At 72.0% G+C, this 13,671-nt stretch carries 15 protein-coding genes; 9 read left to right on the plus strand and 6 right to left on the minus strand.

The window, feature by feature from the left end:
• The first annotated feature begins 58 nt into the window (after window positions 1-58).
• Window positions 59-826: an SIR2 family NAD-dependent protein deacylase gene (locus BLS99_RS07580; protein WP_245712182.1), complete on the plus strand. Its 768-nt coding sequence runs from the start codon at window positions 59-61 to the stop codon at window positions 824-826.
• A gap of 19 nt (window positions 827-845) precedes the next feature.
• Here BLS99_RS07580 and BLS99_RS07585 read toward each other — a convergent pair whose 3' ends face one another.
• The gene (locus tag BLS99_RS07585; protein ID WP_091046269.1) at window positions 846-1,403 is read right to left on the minus strand and encodes a TetR-like C-terminal domain-containing protein; all 558 of its coding nucleotides are present in this window, start codon (window positions 1,401-1,403) and stop codon (window positions 846-848) included.
• Window positions 1,404-1,465: 62 nt separating this feature from the next.
• On the opposite strand from BLS99_RS07585, the gene BLS99_RS07590 reads away from it, so the two are divergent.
• On the plus strand, window positions 1,466-2,434 hold the full coding sequence (locus BLS99_RS07590) for an alpha/beta hydrolase (protein ID WP_091046271.1): 969 nt from the start codon (window positions 1,466-1,468) through the stop codon (window positions 2,432-2,434).
• Window positions 2,435-2,526: 92 nt separating this feature from the next.
• Here BLS99_RS07590 and BLS99_RS07595 read toward each other — a convergent pair whose 3' ends face one another.
• Together BLS99_RS07595 and BLS99_RS07600 are read right to left on the minus strand one after the other, a co-directional pair.
• Window positions 2,527-3,018, minus strand: coding sequence for a hypothetical protein (locus tag BLS99_RS07595; RefSeq protein WP_091046274.1), 492 nt, complete (start codon window positions 3,016-3,018; stop codon window positions 2,527-2,529).
• 211 nt (window positions 3,019-3,229) lie between these two features.
• Entirely contained in the window at window positions 3,230-5,959 is a 2,730-nt protein-coding gene (locus BLS99_RS07600) for a beta-L-arabinofuranosidase domain-containing protein (RefSeq protein ID WP_091046280.1), read from the minus strand.
• Between the two features lie 194 nt (window positions 5,960-6,153).
• On the opposite strand from BLS99_RS07600, the gene BLS99_RS07605 reads away from it, so the two are divergent.
• The 3 genes from BLS99_RS07605 (at window position 6,154) to BLS99_RS07615 (ending at window position 8,274) form a co-directional block, all read left to right on the plus strand.
• Entirely contained in the window at window positions 6,154-6,471 is a 318-nt protein-coding gene (locus BLS99_RS07605) for a DUF2218 domain-containing protein (protein ID WP_091046283.1), read from the plus strand.
• 81 nt (window positions 6,472-6,552) lie between these two features.
• Window positions 6,553-7,257 (plus strand): RraA family protein, encoded by a 705-nt coding sequence (locus tag BLS99_RS07610; RefSeq protein ID WP_091047811.1) that lies wholly within the window; start codon window positions 6,553-6,555, stop codon window positions 7,255-7,257.
• A gap of 174 nt (window positions 7,258-7,431) precedes the next feature.
• Window positions 7,432-8,274, plus strand: a complete 843-nt coding sequence (locus tag BLS99_RS07615) for a deoxyribonuclease IV (RefSeq protein WP_176953247.1) — start codon at window positions 7,432-7,434, stop codon at window positions 8,272-8,274.
• Window positions 8,275-8,333: 59 nt separating this feature from the next.
• Here BLS99_RS07615 and BLS99_RS07620 read toward each other — a convergent pair whose 3' ends face one another.
• On the minus strand, window positions 8,334-9,098 hold the full coding sequence (locus tag BLS99_RS07620; protein ID WP_091046289.1) for a sulfite exporter TauE/SafE family protein: 765 nt from the start codon (window positions 9,096-9,098) through the stop codon (window positions 8,334-8,336).
• 53 nt (window positions 9,099-9,151) lie between these two features.
• Between BLS99_RS07620 and BLS99_RS07625 the strand changes: the two genes are divergently transcribed.
• From BLS99_RS07625 to BLS99_RS07635, 3 genes are all read left to right on the plus strand, one after another.
• Window positions 9,152-9,664 (plus strand): GNAT family N-acetyltransferase, encoded by a 513-nt coding sequence (locus tag BLS99_RS07625; protein WP_091046292.1) that lies wholly within the window; start codon window positions 9,152-9,154, stop codon window positions 9,662-9,664.
• 64 nt (window positions 9,665-9,728) lie between these two features.
• Window positions 9,729-10,475 carry a TetR/AcrR family transcriptional regulator gene (locus tag BLS99_RS07630; RefSeq protein WP_091046294.1) on the plus strand — a complete coding sequence of 249 codons (747 nt, stop codon included), beginning with the start codon at window positions 9,729-9,731 and terminating at the stop codon, window positions 10,473-10,475.
• Window positions 10,472-11,449 (plus strand): VOC family protein, encoded by a 978-nt coding sequence (locus BLS99_RS07635; protein WP_091046298.1) that lies wholly within the window; start codon window positions 10,472-10,474, stop codon window positions 11,447-11,449. Before BLS99_RS07630 ends, BLS99_RS07635 begins: the two co-directional genes overlap by 4 nt.
• Before the next feature lies 1 nt (window position 11,450).
• Here the strand turns inward: BLS99_RS07635 and BLS99_RS07640 are convergent, their stop codons facing one another.
• A complete protein-coding gene (locus BLS99_RS07640) occupies window positions 11,451-12,602 on the minus strand; it encodes a GyrI-like domain-containing protein (RefSeq protein WP_091046301.1) in 1,152 nt (383 codons plus the stop codon).
• 99 nt (window positions 12,603-12,701) lie between these two features.
• On the opposite strand from BLS99_RS07640, the gene BLS99_RS26100 reads away from it, so the two are divergent.
• Window positions 12,702-13,187 carry a hypothetical protein gene (locus BLS99_RS26100; protein ID WP_176953248.1) on the plus strand — a complete coding sequence of 162 codons (486 nt, stop codon included), beginning with the start codon at window positions 12,702-12,704 and terminating at the stop codon, window positions 13,185-13,187.
• Between the two features lie 28 nt (window positions 13,188-13,215).
• Here the strand turns inward: BLS99_RS26100 and BLS99_RS07650 are convergent, their stop codons facing one another.
• Entirely contained in the window at window positions 13,216-13,623 is a 408-nt protein-coding gene (locus tag BLS99_RS07650; protein WP_091046304.1) for a protease inhibitor I42 family protein, read from the minus strand.
• Window positions 13,624-13,671 lie beyond the last annotated feature (48 nt).

A 13,671-nucleotide genomic window follows, 5' to 3' on the forward strand; every position in this document is an offset into this window, starting at 1 on the left:
CCCGGCTGCCGCCGCCCAGGTCCGGCGTCCGGGTCGGACTTGGGGTACGTTCCGTCAGGTGAGCGAGTCTTCTGTATCCGAGGTGGCCCGGTGGTTCGCCGAGGCCGAGGCCGTCGTGGTCCTCACCGGCGCCGGGATCTCCACCGAGTCCGGCATCCCGGACTTCCGCGGGCCGCAGGGGGTGTGGACGAAGAACCCGGCGGCCCAGTTCATGTTCACGTACCAGAACTACCTCGCCGACCCCGAGGTGCGGAAGCAGGCGTGGCAGGCGCGACTCGCGAGCCCGGTGTGGACCGCGGAGCCGAACGCGGGGCACCGCGCGCTTGCAGACTACGAGCGCACCGGACGCCTGCGCGCGGTCCTCACCCAGAACATCGACGGCCTGCACCAGGCCGCTGGCTCGTCGCCCGAACTGGTCGTGGAGCTGCACGGAACCGCGCGGGAGGTCGTGTGCCTCGACTGCGGCGACCAGAACCCGATGCCGGGGACACTGCCGAGGATCGAAGCGGGCGAGGAGGATCCGGCTTGCCTCGAGTGCGGCGGCATCCTGAAGTCGGCGACCATCTCCTTCGGACAGGAGCTCCTGCCGGAGGTCATCGAGGCGGCGGTCGCGGCGACACGCGGCGCGGACCTGTTCGTGGCCATCGGCACCTCCCTCGGCGTCTACCCGGCGGCGGGCCTGTGCGACTACGCGATAGCGCACGGCACCCGATTGGTCGTCCTCAACGCCGAGCCGACCCCGTACGACGAGGACGCCAGCGCCGTTCTGCGCCAACCGATCGGCGAGGTCCTGCCGCGACTGGTCCAGGCGGCGTCACCGGTTTGAGTCGTGCTCCCGCATCGCCTCAGTCCCCGAAGGTCCTGAGCACCATGTCGATCATGAGCTCGACGTCCTCGTCCTCCATCGGCCGGCCGGTCATGCCCATGCGGTGCAGCAGGGTGCCGGTGATGACGTCGATGAAGAGCAGGATGCGCTGCTCGGACTCGCCGAGGTAGTCCCGCAGCAGCTCCAGGTAGGGCGCCTGGAACCTGGTGCTCAGCAGCTCGCGGAGCGCCGGGTCGTTGACCGCGTCGCTGAAGACTCCTGCGAAGGCAGCGCCCACACCCGGCTCGCCGATCTTGCCCGCGAGCCAGCGGATCGCGCCCGCGAGCGAGGCCGGGCGGTCCTCGGTGAGTTCCGGCATCGGACTGAAGGCGTCGAGCAGGCAGTCGATGATGAGCGCGCCCTTGGAGGGCCAGCGCCGGTAGAGCGTGGTCTTGGCGGTCCCGGCCGCGGCCGCGATGCGGTCCATGGTGGCGCCCGCGTAGCCGAGTTCGTCGACCGTCCTGCGCGTGGCCGCGAAGACGACCGCGTTGAGGTCCGAGCGCGGACGCCCTGCCGAAGAGGAGTTTGTTCCCTGCACCCGGACAGGCTATCCTGAGATTACGCTACTTTGAGTAGCGTATTAGGGAACTGGAGGAAGCCATGTCCGAGAAACCCCACCTCGGCGTCCGCCTGCTGGTCAAGGACGCGACCGACTGGGACTCGATCGACACCGCCGGGATCGTCGCGATGCGCGCGAAGGCCGAGAAACTCCTGGCCTCGCCCCTGCTGCGGTTCGTCACCAAGCGGCCCGACCCCGGCGCCCGGGCCGAGGAGCGCCGCCTCGACCTGCCGGGCAGGCGCCTGCGCCTGCGCGCGTTCCTGCCCGAGCGGGCGGAGGGCCCGCGGCCGCTGGTCATGTCGTTCCACGGCGGCGGCTTCATCGGCGGCTCGCCGGAGCAGAACGACTGGGTGAACAGCGGCATGTCGGCCGCACTCGGCGCGGTCGTGGTCGGCGTCGACTACCGGCTCGCCCCTGAGCACCCGCTGCCCGCGCCGGTCGAGGACGGCGTCGACGCGCTCGAAGCGCTCGCGCAGGACCCGTTCGGCTGGGGCATCGACCCCGAGCGGATCGCGGTCTTCGGCGAGAGCGCGGGCGGCACGATCGCGGCGCTGCTGGCGCTGCGCTCGCGCGAGGAGGGCCCGCGCGTGCGAGCGCAGGTGCTGGTCTACCCGGGCACCGACTGGACGGGATCGGCCACGGAGTACCCCTCGATGGCACGGAACGGCGGCAACCCGGGCCTGTCGGTGGCGCGCTTCCGCAAGTGCGCGGAACTGGCGGTCCCGGCCGGGGTCGACGCCCTCGCCTACTCCCCCGTGAAGTTCGCGAGCCTCGCCGACGCGCCGCCCGCGCTGGTCGTGGTCGGCGGGCTCGACGCGGCGCTCGACCACGGGCGCCGGTACGTGGAGCGCCTGATGGAGGACGGGTCCGAAGCGCGGATCACGGTGTACCCCAGAGCGACCCACGGGTTCGTGAGCACCCCGGGGCTGGTGCCGGCGGCGCGCCCGGCACGCGACGCCATCGTCGCGTTCTTCGCCGAGCGCCTGGCGGCGGCGACCGCTCACCGCTGAGTCGCGCACGTCGCCATCGGCCGGCAGACCTTCGCGGTCTGGGACTCGGCGGGCCGGGGCGCCTCGATCGCGCCCCGGCCCGCCGACCTGGCTCAGTACTGTTTGGAGACCAGGCGGTCCTGGGTGAACACCGTGAAGTTGTTGCCGTTGACGAAGGTGTTGCCCGCGACCTTGAAGTAGACGTTCGACAGGCCCGAGTAGGTCTGCGTGCCCGTGAAGTTCTGGCTTCCCTGGTAGCAGGGGGCGGCGATGTTGGGGCCGGGCGAGGACATGTAGTGGGTGGCGACGACCGTGCCGTTCGGGTTCGAGCCGGTCGAGTTCACGGCGACCGTGAGGGTGGGCAGCGTGTAGCTCGACTGGCGGCACACCGTGATCGAGTACTGGAAGGTGGTGCCGCCGGTGTCGAACTGGACCCAGCCGGTGGCGTAGCCGAGCTGCTGCCCGTTGCCGGTGACCATGATGCTGACCGGGATTTGGGCCCCCCAGGCGGCCTGCGCCGGGGAGGCCGCCATCACCGACCCGAAGCTCAGGGCGAGTGCGGCGATGAAGGCGACGAGAGCGCGCCGGAGAAGATTCGTTCGCATAGTGCTCCTCTGCAAGAAACTATCGAACATCATCGATGCAATGTTCTCGAGCAGTCTGTTGCAGACCGGCCACGCACGGCAATCCTCCGAACGTATGACCTTGCAACTCAACGGTAATGACCGAAAGTCCACACCGGATTCGAGTCGGTCCATCGAGGATGCGGCCCGCGGACCGGAATGGCTCTCGCCGCCCCGGTCCGCGGGTCCGGCTCTAGATGAACCTCCACAGGTGGTCGGTGGTGCCGTTGTCGTCCCACAGGACGATCTGGGCGCCTTGGGCGGTGGAGGCGCCGGAGACGCCGAGGACCCGGCCGCCGTTGCCGCACTGGATGCGGAAGGCGTTGCCGCTCCCCCAGCGCAGGCGCCAGCGGTGGTCGCTCGTGCCGTTGTCGTCCCACTGCATCGCACGGGCGCCGTTGGCGTTCGCGCCGTTCTCGACGCCGAGGACCTTGGCGCTGTTGGCGTTGCGCAGCTTGAAGTAGCCGCCGGTGTCGAGGACGGCGGTCCACAGGTGGTCGGCGGTCCCGGTGTCGCCCCACTGGAGGGCGAGGCCGCCGTTCGCGGTGGACATGTTCTGGATGCCGATGACCATGCCGCTGTTGACGTTCTGGATGCGGCGGGCGCCGGCGGGGACGAAGCGCCAGCGGTTGTCGGCGGTGCCGTCGTCGGGCGCCTGGACCGCCTGGGCCCCGGCGGTGGTCGCTCCCCCGGAGATGCCGAGGAGCTTGGCGCTGTTGGAGTTGCGGAGCTTGTGGGTGCCGTCCCCCTGGTCGACCGGGGTCCACAGGTGGTCGGCGGTGCCGTTGTCGGCCCACTGGAGGGCCGGGGCGTTGTCGGCGGTGGACATGTTCTGCACCCCGAGAACCTTGCCGCTGTTGCGGTTGCGGAGTTTGAGCGCGCTGCCGGAGACCAGGAGCTCCCAGTAGTGGTCGGCGGTGCCGGTGTCGTTCCACTGGAGGGCGAGGCCGCCGTCGGCGGTGGACATGTCCTGGACGCCGAGGACGAGGTTCGAGTTGGCGTTGTAGAGCTTGTAGGCCGGCGTGTCGGTGCTGCCGCCGCCGGTGTTCCAGTAGACGGTGTAGTTGTGGCCGTGGGCGTCGTAGAACGGGCCGAGGTTCACGTTGGCGCCGTTGGCGGTCGCGGTGAACGCGAGCGAGGAGGTGCTGGTGCGCTGGATCGACTCGGTCTCCAGGATCGGGAGGGCGCTCAGGGTCGTGGAGCCGTAGTTCCCGGACAGGACCGTGGGGCCGAAGACGGCGGCGCCGACCCCGTCGTTATCGTTGGCGGGCTCCACGACCAGGCGCATCGGGAGCCGGAGGGTGACGGTGTCGCCGGAGGCCCAGTTGCGGGTCAGGGTGGCGTAGGTGCCGGGAGTGGTGTCGATGCTCTGGGCGGTGCCGTTGACGCTCACGGTGGCCCCCTGGGTCCACGCGGGGATGCGCAGCCGCATCGTCCACGAACCGGAGGCGCTGCCGGTGACGGTGAGGGTGGTCGTGTCGCCGACCGGGTAGGTCGTGGACTGGGCGACCGTGATGCCGCGCTCGGACCAGGTGAGGGTCGAGGGCGTGTACAGGTTCACGAACAGCGTGGTGCCGGAGTAGAAGTACACCGAGTCCATGAGCTTGGTGAACGTCTCGATGCCGGTGCCCTGGCAGCACCAGAAAGAGCTGTAGTCGGTGGACCAGGTGCCGCCGCCCCAGGCAGGGCCGACGCCGCGGCGCCCGCCCGGGTTCAGGGGCGTGAAGTAGGTGATGTGCCCGTGGGCGCTGCCGGGGTCCTGCCAGCCGATGAGGTGGTTGAGGAGGGCGCGCTCGTAGAAGTCGAAGTAGGCGGCGTCCTCGGGGTCGAGCTGCCACAGCTCGCGGGTGAGCTTGAGCATGTTGTAGGAGTTGCAGCCCTCGCACGTGTCGGTGTCCAGGTAGGACGCGATGGCGTTCGCGGGCCGGAAGTGCTCGGCCTCGGAGTTGCCGCCGATCACGTAGGTGTGGGCGCCGGTGACGATGCTCCAGAAGTTGTCGGCGATGTTCCGGTACCGGGCGGTGCCGGTGGCCTTGTACTCGCGGGCGGCGCCGATCGCCTTGGGCACCTGCGTGTTCGCGTGCAGGCCGTTGAGGGCGTCGGTGCCGTTCGCGAGCGGGTCGAAGACGGCGGCGTGGTCGAAGCGCTGGGCGGCGGCGAGCCAGCGCGCGGTGCCGGTCTGCTGGTAGAGGTCGGCGAGGACGGCGTTCATGCCGCCGAACTCGGTGCGGAGCACGTTCTGCATCTGGGTCGAGGAGAGGCGGGCGGTGCGGGTGTCGACCCAGCCGGCGAGGGCGAGGAGCACGTCGCGCGCCTGGGCGTTCTCGTTCAGGCGCCAGGTGTCGAGAAGTCCGGCGAGGGTCTTGTGGAGGGCGTAGTAGGGGACGTTGCCGTTGGAGAGGGTGCCGTTCTCCAGGGCGGTGAAGTCGGACTCGGGGAAGCCGCAGAGGTAGCCCGCGGCGAAGCCGGCGGTGCCGTTGTTGTTCTGGCACTTGGCGAGTTCGGCGACCATGGTGTTGGCCTTGTCGCGGCACGTGGTGTCGCCGAGGACGGCCCACGCCTGGGACCAGGCGGTGAGGAAGTGGCCCTGGGAGTGGGTGCGGAAGGGGAAGTCCGGGGCCTCCCAGCCGCCGAGCGCGGCGGCGCCGCCGGTCGAGAGGCGGTGGTTGGCGCGGAAGTTGTAGAGGAGCCGGTTGACGTCGACGTCGCGCAGGTATGAGAGGGTGCGGTTCTGGTTGTCGAGCCAGCGGCCGCTGCTGAGCCTGACGCGGCCGAGCGCGAAGGGCTGTGCGAGGTTGCCGATGTCGGTGCGGACGGGCGCGACGGCGCCGTGGGCGGTACCGGGTGCGGCCACGGCGGTCGCGACGGCGGCGGCGCCGGCGACCTGGAAGAGCCTGCGTCGGCTCAGCGGCGAGGACGGCATAGGATGCTCCTAACTGGAGTATGTGCACGGTCACATTGATACTAATATATTTATCGATAACATCCCTGTCAACCGGCGCCGACCGGGATTTGTTGTCGTCATTGACAAATGGGTGCCGCAGTGGTTAACCTGCGGTTGTACCCCCGCGGCGAAGGGTTCGAGGCAATGAAGCGGCAGTTCTCGGAGGGGAACGGATGATCGAGACGACAGCCATCCGCGACGACCAGGGGGCCCTGCTGGTCTCCACGGCCGAGGTCGCGACCCCCAGATCGGCGAACTACGCCGACCTGCTGGCGGAGCTCCTGGGCCGCAAGGTCCCCGTCGAGCCGCTGCCCGGCGGCTACCGGCTCGACTTCGGGATCGGGGAGGGCCTGCTCAACTTCGGCCCCGAATCCCTGTCCCTCATGGTGATCGCGTACGACGGCGCGGCCCTGTGCAACCTGCGCGACGCCCTCGCCGTGCACCTCGAACGACTCGGCCACCGCGACGGCCTCCGCGTCGTCTGGCGCTGAGGGCCGCGCGCTAACCTCGGTCGCCCGGCCGCCGCGCCCCGCACGGGAGGCGCGCGAGCCGGCCGCCGAGGAGGATTCATGATCGACGCGCTCGAACTCCAGCGCCTGTACGCGGGTCTCACCACGGCCCACGCCGCCGACGCGCTCGTGCGGCTCGGACTGCCGCCGCGGGCCGCGCCCGCGGCGCTCCGGCCCCTGTGGAGCGGCGCCCGCATCGCCGGGCGCGTCCTGCCGGCCCGGCACTACGGCTCGGTCGACGTGTTCCTGGAGGCCCTGACCCGCGCCGAGCCCGGCGACGTGCTCGTGGTCGACAACGGCGGGCGCGAGGACGAGGCGTGCGTGGGCGACCTGGTCGTCCTGGAGGCGCGCCAGGCCGGGATCGCCGGTGTCGCGGTGTGGGGCCTGCACCGCGACACCGCGGACCTGCGCGAGATCGGCCTGCCGGTCTTCAGCACGGGCGCGACCCCGCTGGGGCCGGTGCGGCTCGACCCGCAGGAGCCCGAGGCGCTGGCGGCGGCCCGGGTCGGGCTCCACGAGGTCACGGGCGAGGACTTCGTGCTCGGCGACGACGACGGGGTCCTGTTCGCCCCGCTCGCGCACGCCGCCGAGATCGCCGCGGCCGCCGCCGCGATCCGCGACACCGAACGGCGCCAGGCGGCCCGGATGCGCCTGGGCACGAGCCTGCGCGACCAGGTCCGGTTCGGGGAGTACCTGGAGGCCCGCGAGCGCGAGGGGACCACGTTCCGGCAGCACCTGCGCGCCGTGGGCGGCGCGATCGAGGAGTGAGCGACGGAGGCGCCGCGTCCTGAGGCTCGCAGCGACCACGGCCGAGGCTCCTCGGTCGGCGCGGCGGTCGCGGTGCCGACCGCGTGAACGGCCCGAACGCCGCCTCGGCGGCCTCGCCGAAGCGGTAGGCTGTGGCGCGGCCGCGGGACGGCGGGCGCGGCGAGAGGGGCCACCGTGGGGGCGAGGCGGAAACGGGCGATCGGCGCGCACGTGCCGGTCGGCGGCGGGCTGGTCAAGACCGGTGTCGCCGAAGCCGAGGCGATCGGTGCCGAAGTGCTCCAGATCTTCCTGGGCTCCCCGCGCGGGTGGGCCCTCCCCAAGGTCGATGACGAAGCGGCCGAGCGATTCCGCGAGGAGTGCGCGGCCCGCAAGTGGCCCGTCTACGTCCACGCGAGCTACCTCATCAACCTCGCCTCGCCCGATCCCGACGCCGTCAAGCGCTCCGTCGAGCACCTGCGCGCGGCACTCGCCGCCTCCGCGAAGGTGGGGGCCGCGGGCGTGGTGGTCCACGCCGGCTCCTCCATCGACGGCGACCGCGAGGCGGCCCTCGGCCGCCTCGCCGGGACCTTCGGCGCCGTGCTGGAGGACGCTCCCGACTCGCTGCGGCTGCTGGTCGAACCGACCGCGGGCGCGGCGAACGCGATGGCGTGGACCTTCGAGAGCACCGCCGAGTACATCGACGCGGTCGGCATCCCCGAGGTCGGGCTGTGCCTCGACACGTGCCACCTCCACGCCGCGGGCGAGGCGCTCGCCGACCGCCGGAAGCTCAACGCGTCGCTCAAGGCGCTCGACGCCGCCATCGGCGCCGGACGGGTCGGCCTCGTCCACTACAACGACAGCAAGGACCCCATGGGCTCGCGGCGCGACCGCCACGAGACCCTCGGCGAAGGCATCCTCGGCGACGAAGGGCTCGCGGCCGTCGCCGCCGCGCCGCTCCTCAAGGGCGTCCCGCTCGTCTCCGAGACCCCCACGCGCGAGCACGACGTGGCGCACGCCAAGGAGCTCGACCGCACGTAGGCCCGGGTGCACGGCAGCGCGCGCCGCCGCGCCGGACCCGTTCCGCCGGGACGCTCGCGTCAGGCCGCGATGAGCAGGGCCGCGCCGACCGCCGTCATCGCGAGCGTCGCGATCTCGAACTGGCGCTGCTCGACCCGCTTCACCACGGCCTTCCCCGCCAGCGCGCCGACCGCCACCGCGGGCAGCAGGCACAGCGCCAGCAGCACCGTCGACCAGTCGATGATGCCCAGGCCCACGCTGAACGGGACCTTGAACAGGTTGACCGCCAGGAAGAACCAGGCCATCGTCCCCAGGAACTGGAGCTTCGAGAAGCCCGACAGGAACAGGTACAGGACCATGATCGGCCCGGCCGCGTTCGCGAGCATCGTGGCCGCGCCCGCGGCGGTGCCGGTCGCGGCCGAGGCGCCGTGGCGCAGCAGCGGCGGCAGGTCCGGGGCCTCGTCCCGGCCGCGGCGCGCGTACTTCATGACCAGTTGCAGGATCAGGAGCGCCAGGAGGATCACGCCGATGAGCGGGCGCACCACGCCGTCGTCCACGGCGTCGAGGACCAGGGCGCCGGCGAGGACGCCGAGGACCGTCCAGGGGGCGAGGCGCGCGAGGATGCGCCACTCGACGTGCCGCGAGTAGTACCGGATCGCGAACAGGTCGCCGAGGATGAGGCACAGGAGCATCGCCCCGGTCGACTCCTTCGCGGGCATAACGGCGGCGAACAGGACGATCGCGATCGACGAGGTGCCGCTGATCCCGGCCTTGGCGAAGCCGACGAGCAGCGCCCCGAGCGCCAGCGCGGACCAGGCCAGGAGGTCGGTGGGGAGGGCGGTCATGGTTCCGAATCCTCGCATGTGAGACCATCCGGCCACCGCGAGAAAGGAAACGCATGACATTGACCACCTGGTACTTCGAAATGCGCGACCGCGGCGAGCTGGCCGCGGCGGGCGCCCCGGCCGAGCCGGTCGACCTGGTGCGGGCGGAGATCCCCAGTCCCGCGTTCAGCAAGTTCCTCTACACGGCCGTCGGGAGCGAGTGGAACTGGACCGACCGGAATCCCTGGACCGACGAGCAGTGGCGCGAGTACCTGGAGCGGCCCGGGGTCGAGACCTGGGTGGGGTACGTGCGCGGGACGCCCGCGGGCTTCGCCGAACTCGACGGGACGAATCCCGGGGAGGTCGAGCTCGCGTACTTCGGGCTGCTGCCGGGGTTCATCGGGCGCGGCATCGGCGGGCACCTGCTGTCGGAGGGCATCGCGCGGGCGTGGACGCTCGCCGAGCGCTGGCCGGAACTGCAAGCGCCGCAGCGGATGTGGGGGCACACGTGCACCGACGACTCCCCCGTGGCGCTCGGGAACTACAAGAAGCGCGGCTTCAAGGTCTACAGGACCGAGGTGACCTGAGGCCGGTCCGCCTCCTCGACTCGTGACCGGAAATGTATTCTGGTCACGAGTCGAGGAGGTGGTCATGGCGATGTCCCAGCGGGCGGACCTGGAGCGGCGCGCGGACGCGCTGCTCGACGCCGCGTCGGCCCTGCTCCTGGAGGCGCGGTCGCGCCGGATCAGGATCGAGGAGGTCGCCGCGCGGGCCGGGGTCGGCAAGGGCACGGTGTACCTGCACTGGGCGAGCCGCGACCACCTGCTGCTGGCCGTGGGCGCGCGGGAGGCGGCGGCGATGTACCAGGGGGTCGCCGCGGCCGTGACCGCCGATCCGGTGGAGGCCGCGCCGCACCGGTACCTGCGGCGGCACTTCCTCGAAGCGGTGCGGCGGCCGGTGCTCGGGCTCGTCTTCGGCGCGGAGGCGGGCGACCTCGACGCGCTGGCGCGGCATCCGGCCCGGGAGGCGGTGGCAGCGGCAAAGGCGGCCGCGACCCGGGAGTACTTGGCGGCCTTGGAGTCCCACCGGCTGCTGCGGGCGGGACAGGACCCGGCCGATGTGGAGTACGGGCTGGAGGCGGTGGCGTTCGGGTTCTTCGCCTCGGCGCCGTTCCGGCAGGGCATGGACCCCGAGTACCGCGCGGACCGGCTGGCGGCGGTGGTCCGGCGCGCGTTCGAGCCGGTCCGCGAGCCCGCGTTCGACCGCTACCGCGAGGCCGCGCCGCGGGTCGCCGCGGCCTTCACCGGGCTCGCGGCGGCGTTCCGGCGCACCGCGTACGGCCCTGCGGCCGACGCGGCCGCGAACGGCCCCACCATGAACGAGAGGCGCACGACATGACGGCGGACATCACCGGCATCCACCACATCGGCCTCGTGGTCCGCGACATGGAGGTGGCCCTGGAGACCTTCCGGCATCTGGGGTTCCGGCTCCACGCGCCCGCGTACCCGGCCCTGCCGCCCAAGCCCGGGGAGGCGCCCGAGCCGGTCGGGGCGGGGAACTCGCACGCGGACTTCCCGCGCAGCTTCATCGAAGTGCTCGCGTTCGCGCCCAAGGACCCCGCGCGGCTGCCGGAGTCGGCGACGCTGGTGCCGCTGTCGGTGCCCGACGAGCGGCTGGCCGCGACCAGGGCGGTCCTCAAGCAGACGCTCGGGGGCCTGGCGCGGCGGCTCGGGAACGGCGAGGGCGCGCACATCCTGGTCTTCACCACGCGCGACGCGGCCGAGACGGCCGAGCGGATGGCGTCGGTCGGGGTGCGGACCAGCGGGGCGCTCGGCGCGCAGCGGCCGATCACGACCGCCGACGGGGTGCGGCTCGCCGGCGTCAGGTTCCTGGAGGTCCACGACGCGGCCTCGGCCGCGTTCGGCATGGTCGCCGAGGGCCGCGTGGGCGCGGCCGAGGACGCGCCGGCCGCACTGCTGGACGCCCAGACCGGCCTCGACCACCCCAACGGCGCGGTCGGCGTGGCCGAAGTCCTCATGTGCGTGGACGACGACCGGCGCCGCTCCACGATCGAGCGGTACTCGCGGTACCTCGACCGCACGCCCGAGTCCGAGGGGTCGGCCTCGGTGTTCGACCTCGGCGCGTCGCGGCTGGTGCTCACCACCGCGCGCGACGCGGCCGAGCGCCTGCCAGGGTCCGCACCGCGCCACGTGCCGGGCCTGGCGGCGTACGGGATCGCGGTGCGGGACCTGGAGACCACAGTGGACCATCTGCGATCACGTGGCGTGCATCTGCGCCGCACCGCGGACGGCAGGCCGTTCGTCCCGGCCGCGGCCGCCCACGGCGCGGCGGTGGTGTTCCAGCAGGCGTGACTCAGGCGGGCTTGACCGGCTGGCGCAGGACGGTCTTGAGCTTCGCCGGATCGGTGCGGCGGGGGTCGCCCAGGTAGATCTCGTGGTGGTCGCCGTTGAAGGTCAGGCCGTTGGCGGGCAGGTACTCGTCGTGCAGGCGCGCGAGGACCGGACCCTCGTCGTCGTATGGTCCGATGTGGAGGATCTGGACACTGGGGCCCTCGGTGAGGGCGAGGACGCGGAGGTGCGCCAGCGCGGGGTTGTCCTTCTTCGCGGCGGCCTTGGCGACGGCGGCCCGGACCTGGGCGTCGGTGATCCACTCGGGGAGGCTGATGAGCATCGTCCAGTCCCACTCCCCCTTGCGGCGCTCCACGAACGACGCGGGGTCCGCGGCGCGCCAGAGCCCTTCGAGCGGGCCCACGGTGAAGTCGCGGCCCTCGGCCTTGCTCGCGAACTTGAGGGCGTAGGCGGTGCCGTAGAGGGCTTCGACGGCCTCGGTGTAGGCGGTGCTCGCGTTCGGGTCGCCGTGGCCGTCGACGGCGAGGTAGCGCAGTTCGGGCACGTCGACGCGGCTGAAGTCCTTCGCCTTGGGGGCGTAGAGGTCCTTGCGGGCCTGCTTGACGTCGTACTTCTCCATGGCGGTCTCCTTCTGGTAGGTGGCGAGTGCGTCGGCGGCCCAGGCGATCTCGGCGGCGAGCATGGCTTCGCTGTAGTCGAAGACGGCGCGGGCGGGGGTCGGCAGGGGTTCCTGGGAGGCGCGGGTCCCGCGGAGTTCGGCGAGGCGCTGTGCCAGGGCCGCATGGCGTTCGGCGAGTCCGGCGGCGATCTCGGAGTCGGGGAGGACGGGGCTGTTGGCCATGGCGACGAGGACGCGGGCGCGCACGGGCGCGGGCTCGGCGAGGGCGGCGCGGGTGGCGGCGGCGAGGAGGTCGCGGCCCGCGGCGGTGGCGCCGTAGGTGACGCGGGACTTGGCGCCGCCGCGGGGGCCCTCGGGCGCGACGAGGCCGCGCTTGGCGAGCTTGTCGATGACGTAGTAGATCGAGGAGAACCCGAGGGCGGTCCAGTTGCGCACGCCGCGCTCCTCGATGACCCGCTCGAGCTCGTAGCCGTGGCGCGGGGCCTCGGCGATGAGGCCGAGGACCGTCAGCTCGGCGTCGGTGAGGGCTGCTTCCATGCCAGTATTCTACTACTAGAATAAAGTCGCGGACGGGCGGTTGCGCCGGGCGTATATGGTCGCCTCTTCGACCCCGCCCATCCGCTACAAGGAGCATCCGTGTCCGGCAGGACCAAGTTCTACGGCATCATCGCGCTCATCATGGCCCCGTTCATGTTCTACGGCGGCATCACGATGACCACCTCGGACGAGGTGGACTGCGGCGGCCAGACGATGACCGACGGCGACATCTGCACCACCTACGACGACGGCGCGTCGACCGACCGCACCGTTGAGGAGCAGCGCAGCAGCAACCGCACCACCGGTTTCATCCTCTTCGCCGTCGCGATCGGCATGGCGGGCTTCGGCGTGTACACGATCGTGCAGATCAGCCGCGGCCGCCAGGCGGCCCCCGCGATGCACCACCCGCAGCCCGGCTACCCCCAGCAGCCGTACCCGCAGCAGCCCGGCCAGTACCCGCCGCCCGGCGCGTACCCCCAGCAGGCGCCGTACCCGCAGCAGGGCAACCCCCAGCCCGGTCCCTACCCGCAGCAGCAGCCCCCGCCCGGGCAGTGGCAGCAGCCGGGCCAGTACCCGCCGCGCTGAGCGGGTCCTCGGGTGGTCGGCCGGGACGTCAGTCGGTGACGGTGACCGCGAGTGCGACCGGGTCGGCGGGCGGGTTGCCGTCGGCGTCGCCCACGCAGTCGTCGAGGCCGGTGCGGAAGCAGTACTGGAACTGAAGCGTGGTCGCTCCGGCGGCGGTGGCCTCGAAGTCCCAGTAGAGGATCCCGCCGCAGCCGTCGCCTTCGCAGCTCGTGTCGCCCTCGGTCTCGGAGCCGGCGTCGGCGAGCACGCCGGTGTCGGCGCCGTCGACGAGGAACCAGTTGTCCCCCACCGAGTCGTTGACCTCGCCGAGGTCGACCCGCAGGGTCTCGCCGACCGTGACCGTCACGGTCTCGGCGTCGAGCGTGACGGTGGTGTCAGGGCCGGTGCATCCGGCGAGTGCCAGGAGCAGGACGAGGAGGGGTACCGCGATGCGCATGCCTACGAAGGTATCCGGCCCGAACCAGCCGCAAACGTCCACAATCCG

Source organism: Glycomyces sambucus (assembly GCF_900102815.1).
Taxonomy (GTDB): Bacteria; Actinomycetota; Actinomycetes; order Mycobacteriales; family Micromonosporaceae; genus Glycomyces; species Glycomyces sambucus.